Raw genomic sequence first — 20,614 nt, 5'->3', positions numbered from 1 at the left:
AAGTATGACAATACTTTTTGCCTATAAGGTATTTATTCCATTTTAAGCTTCTAAATAATCAAGCACAGCTACACCGACTGATTTTGCAGCTATCAGTAGTGCACTTTCATCGATATTAAATTTGGGATGATGATGAGGATAAACTTCACCATTTACGGGTGCTGCTCCAACATAAATAAATGCGGATGGCCGTTCTTTTGCATAATACGCAAAATCTTCACTAGAAGGCTGTGGTTCTGTTAACTCTATAGGGATATCCTGCAAGTGGGTTCTAATACTTCTGGCTACCGCTTCAGTGAGTTCTGGATCATTGTATAGTGCAGGATAATCATCCAAGTAATCTAAATGACACTGCACACCGTACATGACTTCTAGTCCATATGTAATCCTTTTAATTTCTTCTTCTATTTTTTTCTTCGTATTATCTGTCAGTCCTCTGACATCGCCTTGTATCAATACACTATCCTTGATGACATTAAACTGTCCTTGTCCTTCGAACGAGCCAATGGTCACAACCCCCGTTTCAAACGGACTCAATCTTCTTGATACAATTGTTTGTAACGCATTAACATAGTAACTTGCAGCAACAATCGCATCATTCGCTGTATGTGGCGAAGAGCCATGGCCGCCACGCCCTTGAATTGTGAGTTTAAAGGCTGCACTGCCTGTTTGTGTATACCCTGGACGATAATATACTTTACCCGCTTCTAAATCTGAAATGACGTGTAGGCCAATCATATGGTCTATCTCATCAAGTATATTGTCATTAATCATCGCTAACGCACCACCAGGCGGAACTTCTTCTGCTGGTTGATGAATAATAACAATCTTGCCTTTCAATGTATCTTTAAGTTCATAGAATGTTTCTGCTAGTACTAATAAATATGCCGTATGGGCATCGTGGCCACATGCATGCATTACGCCGGGATTATTCGAAGCGAAAGGCAGCCCAGTTTCTTCTTGAATGGCGAGTGCATCAAAGTCTGCCCGAATACCAATCGTTCGTCCCGGAATTCCACTATCAATCGTTACCTTTATACCTAAACCACCAATATTTGTTTCAACTGAAACATCCATATCTTCATAAAAATTCGTAATATATTCCGCTGTATTATCTTCTTTATATGAAAGTTCTGGATTTTCGTGCAAGTATCTCCTGATTTCTATCATCCTTTGTTCTTTATGTTCGAGCTTCTCAATTAAACGCGTATGCACGATACTCTCCCCTTCATTCACGATATTACACCATTACTTGCCAATAACCTTTTCAGGATAAACGACAAATTCTAAATCTTTTCCGTCATCCATAATTAACTGACCTTCTCCAATCAAGTTATCCGACTTTGGTCCTAAATATGATTTGATAATATGGTTGTTAAATTTAAACTCATCAAGTACAGGTTTCATATCCGGACTAAATCTTATACCATTTTTTCGTACATCTGCTTTATACCCTTCACCCTCTGGTATTAAATAAATAAATGTTCTATAAGTCGCATCACTTCTTTCACCAGAAAATGAACTTAAAATGACGAGTGGGAGTTCCTTCTCCTCTACAACAATGCTTGTAGTAGCACTGGAAGCAATTTGTTTGTTGTCTAATTGAGCAAGATGACGAGTCAATTCATCGGTATCTTTATAATGCTTACCTTCAATTTTCTTAATATCTGCTTTACTCAATTCAGGGTATTGATAATTCCATTGCCACAATAGTATAATCGCTGCTGTGATTACAATTAGGGTTATAAAACTTATTAGCTTTTTTTGGTTGTTCATATGCATCCACTCCTTTAACATTAGTTTACACTATCATTCCCTTATTTTAGAAATATATTTTAAATCATATTATTATACGTAATATTATAAATACGTTATGCTTTTAATATTAAAAAATTGTGGAGGTTTATAATGATTAGACATGCAACTCAGAATGACTTACCGAAAATATTGGACATTTATAATCATGCCATTTTAAATACAACAGCAATATATACTTATGAAAAAACGAGTTTGCTGGAACGTAAACAATGGTTAATGGAAAAAGAAAAGCAAGGGTATCCAGTGTTTATCTTTGAAATTGATGGTCGTGTAGCTGGTTTTGCTACTTATGGTCCTTTCAGAAACTTTGCAGCTTATCAATTTACCGTAGAACACTCTGTATATGTCTCACCTTATTTCAGACATATGGGTATCGGAGAAAAACTGCTGAGTCATATTATCGATAGTGCACGCAGCGAAGGTTACAAGACAATGGTAGCAGGTATCGATTCAGAAAATAAAGGTAGCATTTATCTACACAAAAAATTTAATTTTAAATATACAGGCACTTTAAAGGACGTTGGTTATAAGTTTAATAAATGGCTTGATCTTGATTTCTATCAGTTACTCTTGAAATAAATAATAAATAATAAAGGAGTTTCACATGAAACAAATCCATGCATATGATGAATTACAATCCTTTTTACAAAACAACGAAAAGGCACTTGTATACGTCATGACTACTGGTTGTTCAGTATGTCATGCAGATTATCCAAAAGTTAAGGCTATTGCAACAGATATAAATATACCATCTGTATATCTACTCGCAGACGAAGTTCCAGAAGCTGCGGGCCAGCTCAGTTTATTTTCTTCACCTGTCGTCATTTTATTTAATCATGAGAAAGAGTACCATCGACAAGCTCGTATTATCGATTTTGATATGCTAAAGCTACGTATCAATCAACTACTTCAAGAATATTAATTACCTTCACTCCATCTATCATTGAACCTGAACGATGCAGAAATAATATTTTCTGCATCGCTCAGGTTATTTAATAGCGGATATGCCCTTCTTATAATCGTACTCTATTCTACCTGGAACGCCACTTCTATACTATCGTCTACAAAAGAATGTCTGATACTATCTGCAAATGGGTTATCAAGTGGTGTGCCTACATAAATATGCACTTTATTCTCACCTATTTTTATACTGTCCTTAATCGGTTGCATCCCATCATATGTTTTTATTCTAATATCAGCAAGCTCTAGTTTATACTTCCCATTTTCCGGTACAACAAAAGCAAACCCTGAGTATGTCTGCTTATTTTCTTTGTATGAAACTTGTATAACATAAAATGGTGTCTTCCATTTTTTATTCGGCGTATAGATTGCGGATACAAGATCATCACTTTTAATCACATCGTTCACCAATGCCTTTTGCGCTTCTTCCATAGAATTGTAGGTGCCTTTTTCTATCGCCTTAATTTCTTTCGTCTTCACTTCATGTTGCGCTGTATCCTGCGGTAATTTCTGCCATACAATCAGTGAAAATAAAATAATTGCTAGTAAACATCCAAACACCAATACTTTCTGGTGGTTATTCATATAGATTCCCCCTAACATTTAACATCTCTTAATACCATTATATCGAAAAACAAGAGATAAAGTAAGCGTTTTCAAATATGTTTGAGGAATAAAAATTTGTATGTAGTATTATATATTTAAAATATGGGTAAACATATTAAAAATAACAAGCAGGTGACTTTATGGATAACGCTACTTTTATCGTTGATACAATTGAACGCTATGCAACTACAACACGAGGTGCTAAAAGAGCACATGCTAAAGGAAACCAATATATAGGGAAACTACAGTTAAATGAGATGGGAAAACGGATATTCAATTTAGACGATACACAATTAGATGTGATTGTCAGACTTTCAGACGCACCTCCCAATAGAAATGTACCTTCTAATCTAGTACCACTTAAAGGACTTGCGTTGCATATTAAACAGGCACATATTAATCTTGTGATGGTAACATTTCCGTACTTCCCCTGGACAAAAGAGGTCTCTATAGTGAAAATCGCTCAATACATACATGCCATTCATAAAAGTGAAAGTAAATTATTGAAAATTAATTTATTAAGACATTTATTAAAAATTGAAGATTTCAATAAACATCTTATGAAGTTTATTCTTAATCAACCGATCAAGACAACTATGAATCAAACATTTCATAACTTACATTATTTTAAATACAATGAACAATTTATAAGATTTCATGCACGTAAGAAGTACAATCAAATAACATTATATGCCGAAATTTATGATGAGATTAAACCGATTTCAGAATTACGGAAAGACGCTGTTATTGAAGAAATTGCTCATATTGAACTTACATCCGAAGCAAGCGAAACATATACTACGTTCGACCCGTTGCAAACTGGATCACTGGATGCTGTCTATGACGAAATATTAAATTTACGTTCAGAGATGTATAAAATATCAAATCAACATAGAAACGAAGAAGGCATAACCTTAGAATAAAATATTTTAAAAATTCAAATTATAGTTTGACAATTTTTAAAATGCGTTATATTATACTAATTAACAATTTCATATACTTATCCAGAGCGGTGGAGGGACTGGCCCTATGAAACCCGGCAACCTATTAATTTAGGTGCTAATTCCAGCAGGTATATCCTGAAAGATAAGGTATTTTATGAGTCTATCTTTTAGGTAGACTCTTTTTTTATATTAATTTACAAGGAGGTCATCATATGACAAATTCATTCCATTTTGAAACCATTCAGGTTCACGCCGGCCATTCAGTTGATAGTGCATCTCATTCACGTGCTGTGCCTATCTACCAAACTTCTTCTTTCGTGTTTGATGACACGGAGCATGCTGCTAATTTATTCGGTTTGAAAGAAGCAGGTAATATTTATTCAAGATTGACTAATCCTACAAACGCAGTCTTAGAAGAACGTGTTGCCCAGCTTGAAGGAGGCGTTGCTGCTGTGGCAGTATCTTCGGGCATGGCCGCAATTACGTATGCAATCTTAGCACTTGCATCAAGTGGAGATCATATCGTTTCATCTGCATCACTATATGGCGGGACACATACATTATTCAGTCACACTTTACCGAAATATGGTATTGAGGTTGATATCGTAGACACTTCAAATATCGACAATATTAGAAATGCTATTAAAGGTAATACTAAAGCTGTCTTTATTGAAACGATTGGTAATCCTGAAGGTAATATCGAAGACTTCGAACAACTGTCAGCCATCGCAAAGTCAGCAGATATTCCACTGATTGTAGATAACACATTTGCTTCCCCTTATTTATTCCGTCCAATTGAACACGGTGCTCATATCGTTGTGCATTCAGCCACTAAATTTATTGGTGGACATGGTAATTCTATCGGCGGAATTATAGTAGATGGTGGGAACTTTAATTGGGATAACGGCAAATTTGAAGGGCTTTCTGTACCTGATGCATCATATCATAACTTAGTATTTACAGAAGCCTTTAAAGACGCTGCATATGCTGCTAAGATTCGTACTACATTATTACGAGATACTGGCGCATCACTTTCACCATTTAATGCTTTCTTACTAATCCAAGGACTTGAAACACTTTCCTTACGCGTAGAAAGACATGTAGAAAATGCTCAGAAAGTAGCAGAGTATCTTGAATCACATCCAAAAGTTGCATGGGTGAAATATGCCGGATTATCTTCAAGCAAATACTTTAACTTAAAACAAAAGTATTTACCTAATGGTGCTGGATCTATTTTTACATGTGGTGTTACTGGAGGTTATGAAGCTGGTAAGAAGTTCATTGAATCACTAGAATTATTTTCATTGCTTGCAAATGTCGGCGATGCTAAATCACTAGTAATACACCCTGCAAGTACCACGCATGCACAATTGACTGACAGCGAGCAACTTGAAGCTGGTGTTCGACCAGAAACCATCCGTTTATCTATCGGGATTGAGCATGTTGATGATATTATAGCTGATTTAGAGAAGGGACTCTCTGCAATATAATATGACAGTACGTCTTCTCATCATCAATCTCATGCCAGATAAACAAGCAACAGAACAACACTTTAAAAGAATAACAGATGCATTAAGTTTTGATATTAAGACTGAATATCTCTATCTGACTTCACACCATTACAAAAATACGAGCATCTCCTACTTAAAGCAGCATTATAAGTGTTTGAAAGATATTAAGGATACTGATTATGACGCCATGATTATTACTGGTGCAGCGCTAGAGCATCTGGAATTTAATGAAGTTACCTATATTGATGAACTCAATAAAATTATAGAATGGTCCAAAGAACATATTAAAAAAAGGATTTTCATTTGCTGGGCAACACAGTATGCCCTCTATAAGAACTACGGTATCAAACCTATAAAAAATGAGAAAAAGTTGTCGGGAATATATCTTTATAACATTAATCCATCCCATCCCCTTTATAAAGATAGAACATACTATTATTCACCTCAGTCTAGGTACATGCAAATTAACCCCGAAATAAAAGCAATTAATGATCTGAGCTTAATATCGTATAAAGGAAATGATATCGACATAATAACGAATAAAAAACATACTGATTATTACTTTGCCGGACATTTAGAATACAATCAATATACATTAGCTAAAGAATATGAACGCGATTTAAAAATAAATAGTGATACCCCTATCCCTGAAAATTATTTTATAGATGACTCTATCACACCTTTAGAAGCAAGATGGTATAGTAGTGCTGAAGAAATCTATAAATTTATTCTAAAAAAAGAATAAACGTCAAATTCACATCATTTGTCTTTTATCATACAGATAGCCATTAGCTGTCCTTTTATATTCAGAATATTGTGATATATTAAAAACAATAACATATTTAGGAGATGGTGATATGGATATTAAAAACGTAACCGTCGTCGGAGCAGGCGTCTTAGGTAGCCAAATTGCTTTTCAAGCTGCATTCTTTGGATTTAAGGTCACGTTGTATGATATAAATGATGAGGCTGTTAAAGCAGGACGAGAGAAATTACAGAAATTAGTACCAATATATGCTGATTATTTCAATAATGAAAAACTGGCACAGGAGACCTTGAATAAAATTAAAATTACATCTGACCTAGAGGCATCTCTTAAAGATTCAGATTTAATGATTGAAGCAATTCCTGAATTATTCAATATTAAAGTAGATTTCTACAAATCTGTGGCTAATCTTGCACCAGAAAAGACTATTTTTGCAACGAATTCATCTACAATGATGCCAAGTCAATTCAGAGAATATACAGGAAGAGAAGAGAAATTCCTCGCGCTGCATTTCGCTAATGAAGTGTGGAAAAATAATACGGGTGAAGTTATGGGACATGATAGAACTCATGAACAGTATGTTCAGGATGTCCTAACTTTCGCTGCTGAAATAGGCATGATTCCAATACATGTAAAAAAAGAACAGCCTGGATACGTATTAAATTCTCTGCTTGTACCATTACTACAGGCTGCTGAACAATTATACGCTCATGGTATTGCAGATATCGAAACGATTGATCGTACTTGGATGGCAGCAACCGGCGCTCCTCTAGGACCATTTGCTATTTTAGATGTCGTAGGTTTAAATACCGCTTATAATATTGCTACTGCTTCTGCTAGTGCAAATCCAGCTATGCATGCAGTTGCTGAAATGCTAAAAAAAGACTACGTCGACAAAGGGAATTTAGGTACTTCAACTGGAGAAGGATTTTACAAATATCCTAACCCTAGTTATAGAGAAGAAAGCTTTGTTAAAAAAACTATGAAAAAAAGAGATAAGGGTGATGCGTAATCCCCTTATCTCTCTTTTTATATAAACCATCTGCAGTTATAACCATAGTTATGAAATGAATACCATATAATATGAAACTACATTTTAATTTGTTAAGATAAAGGTAAATAAAAGTTACGGAGGGGATCATATATGAAAGTATTAGTAGCAGGTGAAATTCCAGAAAAAGGCTTAGCCTTTTTAAAAGAGCATTTTGAAGTTGATTTGTTTGAAGGAGAAAAACTCATCACAAAAGAAGAGCTCATTGATCGTATTAAAGATAAAGATGCACTCGTAAGCCTATTATCTACAAATGTTGATAAAACAGTAATTGATGCAGCACCCAATCTTCAAATCATCGCTAACTACGGTGCAGGATTTAATAATATTGAATATAAGTACGCACGTGAAAAAGGCATTGATGTTACCAATACACCAAAAGCTTCAACAAATGCGACAGCCGATTTAACTATGGCTCTACTCTTAGCAAGTGCGCGTCGTGTTGTTGAAGGAGATAATTTATGCCGTACAACTGGTTTTAATGGCTGGGCACCTCTGTTCTTTCGTGGCCGAGAAGTATCCGGAAAAACATTAGGAATTATCGGGTTAGGTGAAATCGGACTAGCTGTAGCAAGACGTGCGAAAGGTTTTGACATGAACATTTTATATGCGGGTCCAAATCGCCATGAAGAACGCGAAAAAGGAATTGATGCAACATACGTTTCTTTAGAAGAACTACTTAAGCAATCTGATTTTATTACAATCAACGCTGCATACAATCCTTCTATGAAACATATGATCGATAAAGAACAGCTTGAAATGATGAAGCCTACTGCATATTTAATTAATGCTTCTCGTGGTCCCGTCGTACATGAAGCAGCTTTAGCAGATGCTTTAGAAGACAAAGTAATTGAAGGTGCCGCACTTGATGTCTTTGAATTTGAACCTGAAATTAACGACAAGCTCAAAACATTAGATAACGTTGTGATTACACCACATATTGGCAATGCAACATTTGAAGCACGTGATATGATGGCTGATATCGTAACACAAAATATCTTTAAAAAGCTTAATGACAAGACACCTGAATATATTATCAACTAACAGACCTATAATATTCGTATTACACCTTAAAAACGTGCAGTTCAGTAAAACTTTACTTACTGTACGTTCTTTAATTTTCATAATTATAAGTGGCAACACTTTCTACCAATTGTTATTATCTATTTAATAATAAATTCATCGTTCTAGTTGCATTTATCTTTTTTGTACATTATAATAATTATTAAGAAATAATTATTATAATTTGGGAGGTAACTATGGAAAATAACAACAAAAAATTACGTGGTTTATTTGGTGCACCTGTTGGAGATAGAGAAAATTCAATGACTGCAGGTCCTCGTGGTCCATTACTAATGCAAGATATCTACTTCTTGGAACAAATGGCGCACTTTGACCGTGAAGTCATTCCTGAAAGAAGAATGCATGCCAAAGGCTCCGGTGCATTCGGGACTTTTACGGTTACACATGACATTACACAATATACAAGTGCTAAGATTTTCTCAGAAATCGGTAAACAAACTGAAATGTTTGCACGTTTTTCTACTGTAGCTGGTGAACGTGGAGCAGCAGATGCTGAACGCGATATCAGAGGATTTGCCCTTAAATTTTATACAGAAGATGGAAACTGGGATTTAGTAGGTAACAATACACCTGTATTCTTCTTCCGTGACCCTAAATTATTCGCAAGTTTAAATCACGTTGTGAAGCGCGATCCAAAGACTAATATGCATAACCCTGAAAGTAACTGGGATTTCTGGACTTCACTTCCTGAAGCGTTACATCAAGTAACAATTCTAATGAGTGACCGTGGTATTCCAAATGGCTTCCGACACATGCACGGGTTTGGTTCTCATACATACAGCATGTATAATGACGCCGGTGAACGCGTATGGGTGAAATTCCACTTTAGAACTGAACAAGGCATTGAGAACTTAACTTCAGATGAAGCAGATGCTATTATTGCAAGCGATAGAGAATCAAGTCAGCGCGACTTATTCAATGCAATTGAAGAAGGTAATTTCCCAAAATGGAAAATGTATATTCAAGTCATGACAGATGAACAAGCAAAAAACCATAAAGATAATCCATTCGACTTAACAAAAGTATGGTACAAAGGTGAGTATCCATTAATTCCAGTAGGAGAATTCGAATTAAATCGTAATCCAGAAAACTATTTTGCTGAAGTGGAACAAGCTGCATTTGCACCTACTAATATTATACCTGGACTTGACTTCTCTCCTGACAAGATGTTACAAGGGCGTTTATTCTCATATGGAGATACGCAACGTTATCGTCTAGGGGTTAATCACTTCCAGATACCAGTGAACCAGCCAAAAGGCCTAACAGGAGGGGGATGCCCATTCTCTCGTGATGGACAAATGCGTGTCGATGGTAATTTAGGAGGTCATACTAACTACTATCCAAATCAGTATGGTGATCACCAAGATGATGCACGTTATAAAAAACCTGCATTAGAACTTGATGGTGCAGCTTACGAATGGAACTTCCGTGAAGATGATAATAATTATTTTGAACAGCCAGGACGTCTGTTCAACCTATTATCACCTGAAGAACAACAGCGTTTATTCGAAAATACTGCAAATGAAATGGCGCCAGTTTCAGAACATATTAAACATCGTCACATCAGACATTGTTATAAAGCAGATCCGTTATACGGACAAGGTGTTGCTCAAGCAATGGGCATTAATATTAACGATGTAGATTTAGAAGCTGAAGATAAATAATCATTAATTTAAATCCACATAATGGAGATTGTAATGAAAAGATTCATAACAATGATATTTGTAATCATAATTTTAAGTGCTGGTCTATATACGTTGTTAAACAAACATGAACTGGCTAATAAATTTGACGAGATTACTCTTTCCCTCTTGCCAGATCCAATGGCTTTAAATACTTACACGGATGGACAATGTACTGCCTATGCATTCGATAAAGTGAAAGAGAATGAAACAATGATTGAACGTGACTGGCATGACGCAAAATATTGGGCTGATGCAGCACAAAAAGATGGTTATCTCGTCAACAAAACACCTAAAGAAGGTTCCATATTACAATCTTCAAGAGGGTCATTGGGCCATGTTGCATATATTGAGCATGTATATAAAAATGGTAATTTTAAGATATCAGAAATGAATTACTCAGAGCCTTTCAAAATTACGAGTAGAATATTAACTCCACAAGATGTGACACGTTATAATATTATTCATCCTAAAGTTAATCCTAAACAAAAAGAAGCTTCCTAAATTTAGGAAGCTTCTTTTTTATGCATATTTCATTTCCAACTGATGAATCAAATGCGTAATTAAGTCATTTGTAGGTGTTTCAATACCGAGCTCATCACCATATTTAGCAATCTGTCCGTTTAAATAATCAATTTCAGTCAGACGTTTATTCGTATAATCTTGGTGCATCGACGGATGATGTAATCCCTGCGCTTCATTAGGATAAGTAGCCTCAATCTTCGCTAGCAACGTTTCAAATACAACGTTCGTACCACGTGCATTTGCCACTGCAACAAGTTCTTTTAATATTGGCGTTATCATTTCACGTGCATCTTCATATTCACCAAACTCTCCAATCGTTTTATCAAGGATTGTACATAAAGGATTCAGCACACTATTCACTGCTACTTTAGACCATATTGAGAAGAATACATCGTCACTAATCTTAGCATTTAATCCTGCGTTATCTAATACTTGCACAATCCTTTCAGTACGTTCATCAGGTTGTCCATCTGAACGTTGACATTCTATACCACCTTTCCCTTCAAGTAACAATTGACCAGGTCCTCTAAGACCTGCTGTCCACATTGTTACCGCTAAGAAAATTTGAGACTTTGGAACATACTTCGACAAGTAATCTGCATGTCCTAATCCATTCATCATTGAAAGAATTGCCGTGCTTTCAGTAATTGCACCAATGTCTTTTAATGCTTTTAACATATCATCTGCATACATTGCTTTCGTTAATAATATAATTAAATCAAATTTTTCTTTAACTTCTTCCGGTTGCATCGCTGGTATTTGAAGCGTATATGTTTCTGTTTCTGTTTGAATTTCCATACCATTTTTGTTGATTTCATCGATGTGATCTTGCCAACGATCAATCAACACCACGTCTTCACCGTTTTGCTTTAAATAAGTTCCAATTCTACCACCCATTGCACCTGCTCCGGCGATTGCGATTTTATACATATGAATTCCTCCTTAAATGTCTTCTTATTCTTCGTTCTGATACCAAAAATCCATCTATCTTTTCAATTTAAATATCTCGCTTAGAGGATTGTACTTCCCGTCTATCATATCCAGTAGCAACTTGCTGCCGAAAGATGAATACACAGTCCCATTTCCTCCGTAACCATATAGACCATAAACTTCAGCATTATCTTCTAGCTTGCCGATAAACGGTTTCCCATCTTTTGTTTCACCAAAGCGTGCTCCATATGCATAATCCATCTCTACTTCTATATTAGAAAACAACTTATTAAATGCTTTTATTAATTGTTTCCCTCTTTTGTCAATATGTCGCTTTGATGGAATTTTATCTGTAGACTCATCTAGACCGCCAATCAACACTCTATTTCCTGGGACATGTCTTATATATAGATATGGTCTGGCAGATTCCCAGATCATCACTTTATCTTTCCAGAAATTATTATGAATCGGTTTTGTTACTACAGCATAACTGGCTACAAATGCTTCTCTATGAATAAATTTTTTTGTTATCTTATTTTTAGCATAGCCAGTTGTCATTATTAGATGTTTTGCCAATACTTTTCGGTCCGCAAGTTTACATTCAATAATATCATCATATGCTTTATAAGAAGTAAGTTCACAATGCTCAATACAATGGAGATTGTAATGTGTATGTGCATATTTAACGAGTTCATTAACATATATATATGGATTAATCTCAGCATCTTCACGAGTTATCAGTGCGTTATGCTTATTTATTCCATATTCTGATTTCAACCGTTCATCTGCCACATATTCCGCCGGAAAACCATAGCGTTTCAATGCATTGTATTCATCTATAATCGTTTGTCGATGTTTTTTCTTAGATGCATAGAATAAACTATCCCTTTGTATAAAATTAACATCCGGATGCAGTAACTTTGAAATCTCTCCGATGTCTTGTAAACCTTCTTTACTCGCTTTATAAAAATGATAAGCTTCTAATACTCCAAAATCCTCAACACATTCATGCAGCAGTTTATCACTCATATATTGCATTAATCCTGTATTTGCAGCACTACTACCGCTACCTATTTCGTGTTGTTCAACAATAAGCGTGCGATATCCTGCTTTCGAGAAACGGTAAGCACAAAGTGCACCACTCATCCCTCCACCGATAATCACAACATCATATTCCGCTTCTAAACTATCATTATAATCTTCTTTCACATATGTATGGGGCCAATACAAATTTCCGTTATGCATATCGATTACCTCTTTCCATGTAGTTATGATAATATTTAGTTCATAATTTTTGATATTCCCAATTTTATAAGTCAAATGCAAAACGACAACATCGATAGTGAGTTAGCGGTTGTTAATGTTTAAAAATTTAAAAGTGAGATGATTAAACTCCGCTACGCTTTATTAGAATAATAATCTAGAAAGTATTGACTGCTCTCATCTATCTTCAGGTTTTCTTTGTATTATTAAATGTTTATTGGGTCTCACAGAGTAATACCAATTTCGACATAACAAATAGATGATAATAAGTTCTATGACATCTCCTCCATAGTACATAATCATCGCTCCTTTTTCTGCATCTATCTTCTCGACGCCAACGGGAGGATAAGGATAAAACGACTTAGATAATATCTGATGTAATGCAATAGATACGATGAGTACAATAGATCTCAACTTAAATGAATATCTATGCATCATCGGTTCGAAAGCAAGAATCACACTTGTAAAAAGATAGCCTGCTAAAAATATATGAAGATGTACCAGATAATAAACTAACATCGATTCATGCATAAGAGAAAATAATGGGGTACGATAGAGCACCCATAATCCGCCTATATTTAGTATAAGCGCAGTCACTGGATGTGATATAAAAGAAACGTATCTAGATTGCATCAAACGCGACACTTTTCTACTAAAGTTAACAGAACTCGTCTTTAATAACAGCGTAACTGGTCTGCTAAGTACAAGTAATAGTGGTGAAAGCATCCCAAGCAATAAATGACCGTACATATGATAATCAAAGCGATGGTGCATCATTGAAGCAAATGGTTCTACCATAACACTCGCTCCAAAAATAAGACCAGCTATCCATAATAAAAGTCTGTGTAATGGCCAGCTTCGATCTTTTAAGTACATATTGCTATACCAAAGCGCAAGGATTAATCCAATTACAATAAAAGTAGCACTATTATGCTGCATGTATGATGTCTCTTTTTCTTGAAAGTAAATATCCGATTAAAATCATGAGACCCCCTGTAATCAACCAGACAATGTCATATGTAATTACATTATCTACATACCTTATTTGATGCATTCTTAATACTTTATGATTAATAATTCCATCATATACTTGAAATGATCCCATACCCATTAATGCTCTACCTAGCCAATAACGCCAGTTAACCTTTACTTTTCTGCGTGCATCAGACAGTAAGAATAAACCGAATATTATAAAGAAGCCGCACATTGCATTAAGTATTCCATCTGAAATCAAGCCAACTTTATTTGTCATCTTGTCATAAAAATGATGCCACTGCAAGAACTGATGAAAAATAATCTCATCAATAAATCCAGCCAGCCCGATACCGAACATAAAACCTGACCAGCGATATGATTTTATCTGTTTATCTACCATAAAAACCCTCCTTTATATTCTTCTTTCACATACCCTCTTAAACAAGAGTTAATGAAAAAAAGATAATAAGTCAGATATTTTATTTATCTTCAATTATTAAAGAAATACGGAATTGAATGATTTCTATCTTTCATAATTTTAAAACACCTTACAGATTTCCTGTAAGATGTTTCACGTGAAATATTAAGCCTCTGTGATGGACTTCTTCCCTCTTGCTAAATAAACGATACATCCAATCACAAATCCGATTACTGCCGGCAATACCCATCCCATCCCGATCGAGGAGAGGGGCAAATAGTGATCTCCAAAGTTCACGATTCCTTTGGCGAATGCTGTATTCGCAATAAACTCAGGACTTGCTTTTAAACCATCCACAAACGCTGCAATCATCGTAAAGTACGTTGTAAATTGATAAACTGTACGTGAATGATTAAAATACTTACTGAATAACGTCAGTAAAATAAGCGTGATCGCTAATGGATATAAAAACATTAATACTGGTATAGAATATGTAATTATCTTTGTTAATCCCACATTAGCAATGACGAATGAAACGATACTCACAACTGTTGCAAACATTAAATAGTTACGTTTCGGGAATAATTCTGTAAATGTTTCTGAGAATGCTGTAATTAATCCAATTGCTGTCTTTAAACAAGCTACAATAATGATTAATGATAATAAAATAATACCGTAATCACCTAAGTAGTAATGTGCAATTTGAGCTAATGCAATCCCACCGTTTTCACTCACTTTAAACTGGCCTAAACTCATCGTTCCCATGAGGGCAAGCAATGTATAGATTAGTCCCATAAGTATAATACTGATAAATCCGGATTTCACCGTTTCTTTCGCGATATGCGCAGGGTTTGTAATCCCTAATTTCTTAATTGTCGTTACAATAATAATACCAAACGCAAGTGAAGCGAGCGCGTCTAATGTGTTGTAGCCATCGATAAAACCTTTAAGTACGGCGTTGGATTGATAGTCGGCCTGTACAGGCGCGCTTCCAATGCTTCCCATCGGTTTAATAAATGCAAGTAACATTAAAATCCCTAAAAGAAATAAAAAGACAGGATTTAAGAATTTACCGATATAATCCAATATTTTAGAAGGTTTACGTGAGAACATCCATGCAACTAAAAAGAATAATAAACTAAAAATAAATAAAAACAATTTTCCGTTTTGTTCTGTCACGTATGAAGAAAAACCAATTTCAAAGGATGTTGTGGCAAGTCTTGGCAATGCAAATAACGGTCCGATCACTAAATATAGAAGGATCGTGAATATGTATGCATATGAACGGTTAACTCGACTTGAAATATCAAATACACCATTTGTTTTAGATATACCAATGGCGATTATACCTAAGAATGGTAAACCAATCGCGGTAATGAGAAATCCTAAGTTTGTAAGCCATACATTGCTACCTGCTGTTTGACCGAAATGAATCGGGAAAATTAAATTTCCAGCCCCGAAGAACAGTCCAAACAGCATTGATCCGATAAACATATTTTCTTTAAATGTTAATTTCGTTTTAGCGTTAATAATCATACACTCCTTCATTGTGAATTTAGTTTTTAATTATATCACTTTAAAATATGTTTGAGTATATGAATTTTCTGATTAATTAAAAAAGTATATTTACTTTTTCCTTTTATATTGTATAATATTACATCTAGGTGCAATTGTATCGTTCTCCCATTTTAATTCAAGGAGTCGTTTATAAGCTTCATATACTTCATCACCATATAATTTATCATCCCCATATACGTAAATCGGCGGTAGTGGTGATGGACTAAACTTAGTTTCATACTGCACTATCTGGTTTTCTAAAACCTTCAAGTCTTCCCTAAAGTTTTGAGAACGTTTTCCACCTCTTCTTAGATGCTCTTTATCCATTGCTTCAAGCATTTTGAACGTGTCCATAATATATGGTTGTCCTTCATTATAGACATGCTTTACTATTGGATGATGCAAGTATCTGGTGTTTCCTTCAATAAGTTTCATCTCTGCGAGACACACTCTAATAATTTGATATAGTTCAAGCACTTGCTTTGATAACCGTCTATTATCTAAATATCGTGCACTTATTTCATGCTCTGGATGTACTCTAAAGATCTGCATAATAATACTCCTTAATTTTTATTTACTTTATCATACCTTATTTGTATCAAATCCATAAAAAAATCGTTTTGTGGATGATAGCCACAAAACGATAAGTCCATATATTCAGTTAAAGTAATTGCTGTAATCTTTACATGATTAACGCACATACTTTGTACTGAGCATAATTTCGATATTAATATTCTCATGTCTTTCCTTTATTCTTCTGCCACCTTGACAATTTGTTTCCCAAAGTTTTCTCCTGTAAATAGCTTTCTGAAGGCTGATGGCAGCTGATCAAATCCTTCATCAATCGTTACTTCTGATTTAACCTTACCTTCTGCTACCCATTGCGCTAATTGTTCACTCGCTTCTTTAAAGTGTTCAGCAAACTGCGCTACTACAAAGCCTTGCATAAGTGCCTGACTTTTTACTAACGTACCTTGGATTCTTGGTCCGATATCTTCTTTACTATTGTACGTTGAAATTGCACCGCATACAGGAATTCTAGCAAATTTATTTAAATATTTGAAAACCTCGTCTGACACTTCTCCACCAACATTTTCAAAATACACATCTATACCGTCTGGTACCGCAGATTTTAGCTGCTGCGTGAAATCATCTCTTTTATAATCTATTACAGCATCAAAACCTAGCACATCCTTTAAATATGAGGTCTTCTTTTCCCCACCTGCAATACCCACAACTCGTGCACCTTTAATCTTGGCAATTTGTCCCACAACTGAACCCACAGCACCTGAAGCTGCAGAAACCACTACGGTTTCACCTTCTTGTGGCTTTCCTATTTGCAATAGTCCTGTATACGCCGTCATACCAGGCATACCTAATACACTTAAGTATAAGTACAAAGGTACAGATTCAGAAGCAACTTTGGTTACTTTGTCTGCACTAATCGTATTCACTTTCTTCCAAGGTAATATCCCTGTTATATAATCTCCACTTTTATATTGTGCATGCTTTGACTGAATAATTTTTCCGACGATATGTCCATGAATCGGGGCATCGATTTCATAAGGTTGAACATAGCTCTTTGTATCATTCATTCGTCCTCTCATATAAGGATCAACTGAGATATAGATAGATTCTACTTGAACTTCACCCTCTTCAGGCGCTGTTATCTCAATCGGTTCATATCGAAATACATCAGCTTGTGGTAGTCCTTCAGGACGTTTAGCAAGTACAATTTGTTCATTATTCATTCATTATTCCCCCAAGTATTTGATGACTGCATCATCTAGATTTAATTCACCATTGATTATCTGGAACTCTCGACCTTTGAGTCTAGTATCTGTTAGTACTGAAACTAAGGCTTCTGCAACATCTTCTCTTGTAATCGACGGGTGTTTAACATCTGTAAACTGACTACTAATATCGAATAAACCTATAGCTGTATCATCGGTTAATGCACCTGGATGAACAATCGTATATTTTAATTGAGTACTTCTTAAATATTCATCAGCATAATGTTTTGCTATTGTATATGGTTTTAAATCTCCTGATGCATCGAAAGCTTCTCTACGTGAGTCATAAGTTGATACCATAATAAAATGTTTGTCTCCTGCAATTTCACTTGCCTTTATCGCTTTTACTGCACCGTCTAAGTCCACGATGATCGTCATATCAGCACCAGTATTGCCACCAGAGCCCACAGAAAATAAAATTTGGTCATATGATTTAAATAGTGCTGCTAATTCCTCTATCGATTGTTTTTCAACATCAACATATATTGCATCCATACCTTCAGACTTCAAAGCTTCTACTTGTTCTTCTTTTCTAACACCGGCAGTAAAGTCAATATTACGTTCATTCAATTTACGTACGAGATGTTTACCAACGCCACCATTTGCTCCAATGATTAAAGATTTCATTTTCATCACTCCTAAAATTTTATTATTGATTATCTAATATCGCTAATACTTTCTCTGCAACTGCATGGCCAGACTGCGGATTTTGTCCAGTAACGACGTGACCATCTACTACTGCATAAGCACTCCAGTCTGCTTCCTTTTTAAAGTTAGCACCAATATTCACAAATTCATCTTCCAATAAATAAGGCATATGCTCAATAGTTCCATTTGCAGATTCTTCACTATTTGTAAATCCAGTTACTGATTTACCTTTTACAATAAATTCTCCATCTTGCTCAATATTAAGTAAACCAACTGCACCATGACATACTGATGATAAAACCCCATTATTATTATAAATACTTAATGCAATATCATTCAACTGCTTATTATCTCTTAAATCCCATATGACACCATGCCCTCCAGCAAAATAGATTGCTTGATAATCCTCAGCTTTAATCTCTGACGGCGATAATGAATTTCCAAACTTATTCATATACTCGTGATCCGTATAGTATGCCCAGTCTTCCTCAGACATCATTTCAGTATTTAAACTTACTGGATCTAAAGGAACATATCCTCCATTAGGGCTAACAAAATCTACTTCATATCCTGCATCATAGAAATCCTTAGCAAAATGCGTCACTTCTGAAAACCATGCTCCTGTAGCTCTCTCTATAGTTTCATACTTCGCAATATTTGTTACAACAATCAATGCCTTTTTCATTGTATTTTCTCCTCTATAATGTTTATATATATACGATATCAGTTAAACCTTGGTTTAAGAGAAGGGATATGCTCATATGGAAAAATATTATATAGAACATGTTGCAGAATACTGTGATATACCTAAAAGTAAGTTACGTTACTATGAAAAGAAAGACATATTGAAATATATAGAAAGAGACAGTAATAATAAAAGATTGTATACAAAAGATGATATTGAAATGATCAAATTTATTAAGTGTTTAAGCAACTTAAATATGCCATTAAAAGATATTCAGACAAATACAAATATGCTATATGAAAATAAAATAGATGTTGAAACGATATTAAAAGCGCATCTTGAGTTTCTAAATGAGCAAAAAAACCTTATTAGCTCCCATATCAATATAATCGAAACAGAGCTACAAAAAGAAACTTCCAGATGAGCAATCATCTGGATTTCTTTGAATTATTATTTCTTACCTTGAACACTTTTACCACGCACATTTGTCACATCAATGCCGTTTTTCTTCATTACTTTAGCTGCACGTTTACTACGCATACCAGATTGACAGATTACATAGTACAGAATCTTCTCCTTTATAATCTTTAGTTCGCTCCTCTAATATGCCTTACTTTAAATAACATCTACTCTGTTTAAGAAAATAATTTACCTAATATTTATTTGATATATTAAACCAATTTCTTGATTATTTCTAATGTTCTCATTAATCTCTAATTATATTAAACAATAATATAATCAGAAGAGAATAATTTATTCAATGATTCCTTATTATGGTATAATATACCAAAAGGGGGTGTTGGACTGAATGGGGAATACTATTATTGTAATTATAATAATGATCATGTTTTTCTTATCATTTATGGATATCTATAAAATCAGACGTAATACGGATGAAATCGTTAAACAAAATAAACAATTAATTGAATTACAACGTAATAATAAAGGATAGCCAAAGCTTATATTTACTTCGGCTATCCTTTATTGAATATATTACTACAACCACTTTATCAATTTCATCAATACAAACTGTAATGGTAATCTGCCATACAATGCAGACTGAGACAGCTGCTTGTCACCAAGCGAGAGTTGCTTTCTCGCCATGTAGACATTTGCAGGAAATACTGCCAGCAAGAAGCGGTTGATCCATTTCTTCGCGCTAACACTTGGGCGTTTCAAACATAAATATATCCCCATCATCACTTCCATAATACCTGTAATATAGGTGATTTCTTTCTTTAATGGAATATACGAAGGAATAATCTTCGTGAAATTTGGTTCACGCAAAAAATGTAACACTCCTGCTGTTGTAAACAATGTGCCAAGAATCATTCTAATAATAAATTTCATACTTTCCTCCTTTATCTTATCAACATTCGTTACCACTCTACTATACTTC

General features: G+C 34.8%; 24 protein-coding genes, 1 pseudogene and 1 riboswitch. Of the genes and pseudogenes, 11 read left to right on the top strand and 14 right to left on the bottom strand.

What is annotated here, in order from left to right:
- Positions 1-42: 42 nt before the first annotated feature.
- Both KYI10_00325 and KYI10_00320 read right to left on the bottom strand, forming a co-directional pair.
- Complete coding sequence (locus KYI10_00325) at positions 43-1,215, bottom strand: amidohydrolase (protein QYA33856.1); 1,173 nt, start codon at positions 1,213-1,215, stop codon at positions 43-45.
- Between the two features lie 33 nt (positions 1,216-1,248).
- The gene (locus KYI10_00320; protein QYA32933.1) at positions 1,249-1,776 is read right to left on the bottom strand and encodes a hypothetical protein; all 528 of its coding nucleotides are present in this window, start codon (positions 1,774-1,776) and stop codon (positions 1,249-1,251) included.
- A 132-nt stretch (positions 1,777-1,908) separates the two neighbouring features.
- On the opposite strand from KYI10_00320, the gene KYI10_00315 reads away from it, so the two are divergent.
- A complete protein-coding gene (locus KYI10_00315; GenBank protein ID QYA32932.1) occupies positions 1,909-2,397 on the top strand; it encodes an N-acetyltransferase family protein in 489 nt (162 codons plus the stop codon).
- A gap of 25 nt (positions 2,398-2,422) precedes the next feature.
- Positions 2,423-2,740 (top strand): thioredoxin family protein, encoded by a 318-nt coding sequence (locus KYI10_00310; protein ID QYA32931.1) that lies wholly within the window; start codon positions 2,423-2,425, stop codon positions 2,738-2,740.
- Between the two features lie 104 nt (positions 2,741-2,844).
- On the opposite strand, the gene KYI10_00305 is transcribed toward KYI10_00310, so the two are convergent.
- Entirely contained in the window at positions 2,845-3,363 is a 519-nt protein-coding gene (locus tag KYI10_00305; protein QYA32930.1) for a hypothetical protein, read from the bottom strand.
- 161 nt (positions 3,364-3,524) lie between these two features.
- Between KYI10_00305 and KYI10_00300 the strand changes: the two genes are divergently transcribed.
- The 7 genes from KYI10_00300 to KYI10_00270 all read left to right on the top strand — a co-directional run bounded on the left by KYI10_00300 (position 3,525) and on the right by KYI10_00270 (position 10,925).
- Positions 3,525-4,307, top strand: a complete 783-nt coding sequence (locus KYI10_00300; GenBank protein ID QYA32929.1) for a hypothetical protein — start codon at positions 3,525-3,527, stop codon at positions 4,305-4,307.
- Positions 4,308-4,381: 74 nt separating this feature from the next.
- A riboswitch (SAM riboswitch) is annotated at positions 4,382-4,477 on the top strand.
- 63 nt (positions 4,478-4,540) lie between these two features.
- Positions 4,541-5,818 (top strand): O-acetylhomoserine aminocarboxypropyltransferase/cysteine synthase family protein, encoded by a 1,278-nt coding sequence (locus tag KYI10_00295; GenBank protein QYA32928.1) that lies wholly within the window; start codon positions 4,541-4,543, stop codon positions 5,816-5,818.
- A 1-nt stretch (position 5,819) separates the two neighbouring features.
- Positions 5,820-6,584 (top strand): homoserine O-succinyltransferase, encoded by a 765-nt coding sequence (locus tag KYI10_00290; GenBank protein QYA32927.1) that lies wholly within the window; start codon positions 5,820-5,822, stop codon positions 6,582-6,584.
- A gap of 112 nt (positions 6,585-6,696) precedes the next feature.
- Entirely contained in the window at positions 6,697-7,617 is a 921-nt protein-coding gene (locus tag KYI10_00285) for a 3-hydroxyacyl-CoA dehydrogenase (GenBank protein ID QYA32926.1), read from the top strand.
- 132 nt (positions 7,618-7,749) lie between these two features.
- Complete coding sequence (locus KYI10_00280; GenBank protein QYA32925.1) at positions 7,750-8,700, top strand: 2-hydroxyacid dehydrogenase family protein; 951 nt, start codon at positions 7,750-7,752, stop codon at positions 8,698-8,700.
- 215 nt (positions 8,701-8,915) lie between these two features.
- Entirely contained in the window at positions 8,916-10,403 is a 1,488-nt protein-coding gene (locus tag KYI10_00275) for a catalase (GenBank protein QYA32924.1), read from the top strand.
- A gap of 33 nt (positions 10,404-10,436) precedes the next feature.
- A complete protein-coding gene (locus KYI10_00270) occupies positions 10,437-10,925 on the top strand; it encodes a CHAP domain-containing protein (GenBank protein ID QYA32923.1) in 489 nt (162 codons plus the stop codon).
- Positions 10,926-10,943: 18 nt separating this feature from the next.
- Here the strand turns inward: KYI10_00270 and KYI10_00265 are convergent, their stop codons facing one another.
- From KYI10_00265 to KYI10_00225, 9 genes are all read right to left on the bottom strand, one after another.
- Positions 10,944-11,876, bottom strand: coding sequence for a 2-dehydropantoate 2-reductase (locus KYI10_00265; protein QYA32922.1), 933 nt, complete (start codon positions 11,874-11,876; stop codon positions 10,944-10,946).
- A gap of 54 nt (positions 11,877-11,930) precedes the next feature.
- Positions 11,931-13,121, bottom strand: a complete 1,191-nt coding sequence (locus KYI10_00260) for an FAD-dependent oxidoreductase (protein QYA32921.1) — start codon at positions 13,119-13,121, stop codon at positions 11,931-11,933.
- Positions 13,122-13,316: 195 nt separating this feature from the next.
- On the bottom strand, positions 13,317-14,078 hold the full coding sequence (locus tag KYI10_00255) for a cytochrome c oxidase assembly protein (GenBank protein QYA32920.1): 762 nt from the start codon (positions 14,076-14,078) through the stop codon (positions 13,317-13,319).
- The gene (locus KYI10_00250) at positions 14,068-14,514 is read right to left on the bottom strand and encodes a DUF2243 domain-containing protein (protein QYA32919.1); all 447 of its coding nucleotides are present in this window, start codon (positions 14,512-14,514) and stop codon (positions 14,068-14,070) included. Before KYI10_00250 ends, KYI10_00255 begins: the two co-directional genes overlap by 11 nt.
- A 183-nt stretch (positions 14,515-14,697) precedes the next feature.
- A complete protein-coding gene (gene brnQ / locus KYI10_00245) occupies positions 14,698-16,068 on the bottom strand; it encodes a branched-chain amino acid transport system II carrier protein (GenBank protein ID QYA33855.1) in 1,371 nt (456 codons plus the stop codon).
- A gap of 90 nt (positions 16,069-16,158) precedes the next feature.
- Positions 16,159-16,641, bottom strand: coding sequence for a pyrimidine dimer DNA glycosylase/endonuclease V (locus KYI10_00240; GenBank protein QYA32918.1), 483 nt, complete (start codon positions 16,639-16,641; stop codon positions 16,159-16,161).
- Positions 16,642-16,838: 197 nt separating this feature from the next.
- A complete protein-coding gene (locus KYI10_00235) occupies positions 16,839-17,840 on the bottom strand; it encodes an NADP-dependent oxidoreductase (GenBank protein QYA32917.1) in 1,002 nt (333 codons plus the stop codon).
- Positions 17,841-17,843: 3 nt separating this feature from the next.
- Entirely contained in the window at positions 17,844-18,509 is a 666-nt protein-coding gene (locus KYI10_00230; GenBank protein ID QYA32916.1) for an NAD(P)-binding oxidoreductase, read from the bottom strand.
- A gap of 22 nt (positions 18,510-18,531) precedes the next feature.
- Entirely contained in the window at positions 18,532-19,215 is a 684-nt protein-coding gene (locus KYI10_00225) for a type 1 glutamine amidotransferase domain-containing protein (GenBank protein ID QYA32915.1), read from the bottom strand.
- Positions 19,216-19,291: 76 nt separating this feature from the next.
- Between KYI10_00225 and KYI10_00220 the strand changes: the two genes are divergently transcribed.
- Positions 19,292-19,639 carry a MerR family transcriptional regulator gene (locus KYI10_00220; GenBank protein QYA32914.1) on the top strand — a complete coding sequence of 116 codons (348 nt, stop codon included), beginning with the start codon at positions 19,292-19,294 and terminating at the stop codon, positions 19,637-19,639.
- 26 nt (positions 19,640-19,665) lie between these two features.
- Here the strand turns inward: KYI10_00220 and KYI10_00215 are convergent.
- Positions 19,666-19,776 (bottom strand): annotated as a pseudogene (locus KYI10_00215) (rhodanese-like domain-containing protein).
- Positions 19,777-20,023: 247 nt separating this feature from the next.
- On the opposite strand from KYI10_00215, the gene KYI10_00210 reads away from it, so the two are divergent.
- Entirely contained in the window at positions 20,024-20,167 is a 144-nt protein-coding gene (locus tag KYI10_00210; GenBank protein ID QYA32913.1) for a hypothetical protein, read from the top strand.
- A 44-nt stretch (positions 20,168-20,211) separates the two neighbouring features.
- On the opposite strand, the gene KYI10_00205 is transcribed toward KYI10_00210, so the two are convergent.
- Positions 20,212-20,565: a hypothetical protein gene (locus tag KYI10_00205; GenBank protein QYA32912.1), complete on the bottom strand. Its 354-nt coding sequence runs from the start codon at positions 20,563-20,565 to the stop codon at positions 20,212-20,214.
- Positions 20,566-20,614: the final 49 nt, after the last annotated feature.

Origin of the sequence: Macrococcus sp. 19Msa1099 (genome assembly GCA_019357535.2) — a bacterium.
Classification (GTDB): Bacteria; Bacillota; Bacilli; order Staphylococcales; family Staphylococcaceae; genus Macrococcoides; species Macrococcoides psychrotolerans.
Note: the sequence above shows the minus strand (reverse complement) of the source record. Positions and strands in the feature narration are given on the sequence as shown.

Bases quoted from the DNA above. Each gene is read 5' to 3' on its own strand.
- KYI10_00320 (QYA32933.1), bottom strand. From the start codon at position 1,776: ATGAACAACCAAAAAAAGCTAATAAGTTTTATAACCCTAATTGTAATC.
- KYI10_00315 (QYA32932.1), top strand. From the start codon at position 1,909: ATGATTAGACATGCAACTCAGAATGACTTACCGAAAATATTGGACATT.
- KYI10_00310 (QYA32931.1), top strand. From the start codon at position 2,423: ATGAAACAAATCCATGCATATGATGAATTACAATCCTTTTTACAAAAC.
- KYI10_00305 (QYA32930.1), bottom strand. From the start codon at position 3,363: ATGAATAACCACCAGAAAGTATTGGTGTTTGGATGTTTACTAGCAATT.
- KYI10_00300 (QYA32929.1), top strand. From the start codon at position 3,525: ATGGATAACGCTACTTTTATCGTTGATACAATTGAACGCTATGCAACT.
- KYI10_00295 (QYA32928.1), top strand. From the start codon at position 4,541: ATGACAAATTCATTCCATTTTGAAACCATTCAGGTTCACGCCGGCCAT.
- KYI10_00290 (QYA32927.1), top strand. From the start codon at position 5,820: ATGACAGTACGTCTTCTCATCATCAATCTCATGCCAGATAAACAAGCA.
- KYI10_00285 (QYA32926.1), top strand. From the start codon at position 6,697: ATGGATATTAAAAACGTAACCGTCGTCGGAGCAGGCGTCTTAGGTAGC.
- KYI10_00280 (QYA32925.1), top strand. From the start codon at position 7,750: ATGAAAGTATTAGTAGCAGGTGAAATTCCAGAAAAAGGCTTAGCCTTT.
- KYI10_00275 (QYA32924.1), top strand. From the start codon at position 8,916: ATGGAAAATAACAACAAAAAATTACGTGGTTTATTTGGTGCACCTGTT.
- KYI10_00270 (QYA32923.1), top strand. From the start codon at position 10,437: ATGAAAAGATTCATAACAATGATATTTGTAATCATAATTTTAAGTGCT.
- KYI10_00265 (QYA32922.1), bottom strand. From the start codon at position 11,876: ATGTATAAAATCGCAATCGCCGGAGCAGGTGCAATGGGTGGTAGAATT.
- KYI10_00260 (QYA32921.1), bottom strand. From the start codon at position 13,121: ATGCATAACGGAAATTTGTATTGGCCCCATACATATGTGAAAGAAGAT.
- KYI10_00255 (QYA32920.1), bottom strand. From the start codon at position 14,078: ATGCAGCATAATAGTGCTACTTTTATTGTAATTGGATTAATCCTTGCG.
- KYI10_00250 (QYA32919.1), bottom strand. From the start codon at position 14,514: ATGGTAGATAAACAGATAAAATCATATCGCTGGTCAGGTTTTATGTTC.
- brnQ (QYA33855.1), bottom strand. From the start codon at position 16,068: ATGATTATTAACGCTAAAACGAAATTAACATTTAAAGAAAATATGTTT.
- KYI10_00240 (QYA32918.1), bottom strand. From the start codon at position 16,641: ATGCAGATCTTTAGAGTACATCCAGAGCATGAAATAAGTGCACGATAT.
- KYI10_00235 (QYA32917.1), bottom strand. From the start codon at position 17,840: ATGAATAATGAACAAATTGTACTTGCTAAACGTCCTGAAGGACTACCA.
- KYI10_00230 (QYA32916.1), bottom strand. From the start codon at position 18,509: ATGAAATCTTTAATCATTGGAGCAAATGGTGGCGTTGGTAAACATCTC.
- KYI10_00225 (QYA32915.1), bottom strand. From the start codon at position 19,215: ATGAAAAAGGCATTGATTGTTGTAACAAATATTGCGAAGTATGAAACT.
- KYI10_00220 (QYA32914.1), top strand. From the start codon at position 19,292: ATGGAAAAATATTATATAGAACATGTTGCAGAATACTGTGATATACCT.
- KYI10_00210 (QYA32913.1), top strand. From the start codon at position 20,024: ATGGGGAATACTATTATTGTAATTATAATAATGATCATGTTTTTCTTA.
- KYI10_00205 (QYA32912.1), bottom strand. From the start codon at position 20,565: ATGAAATTTATTATTAGAATGATTCTTGGCACATTGTTTACAACAGCA.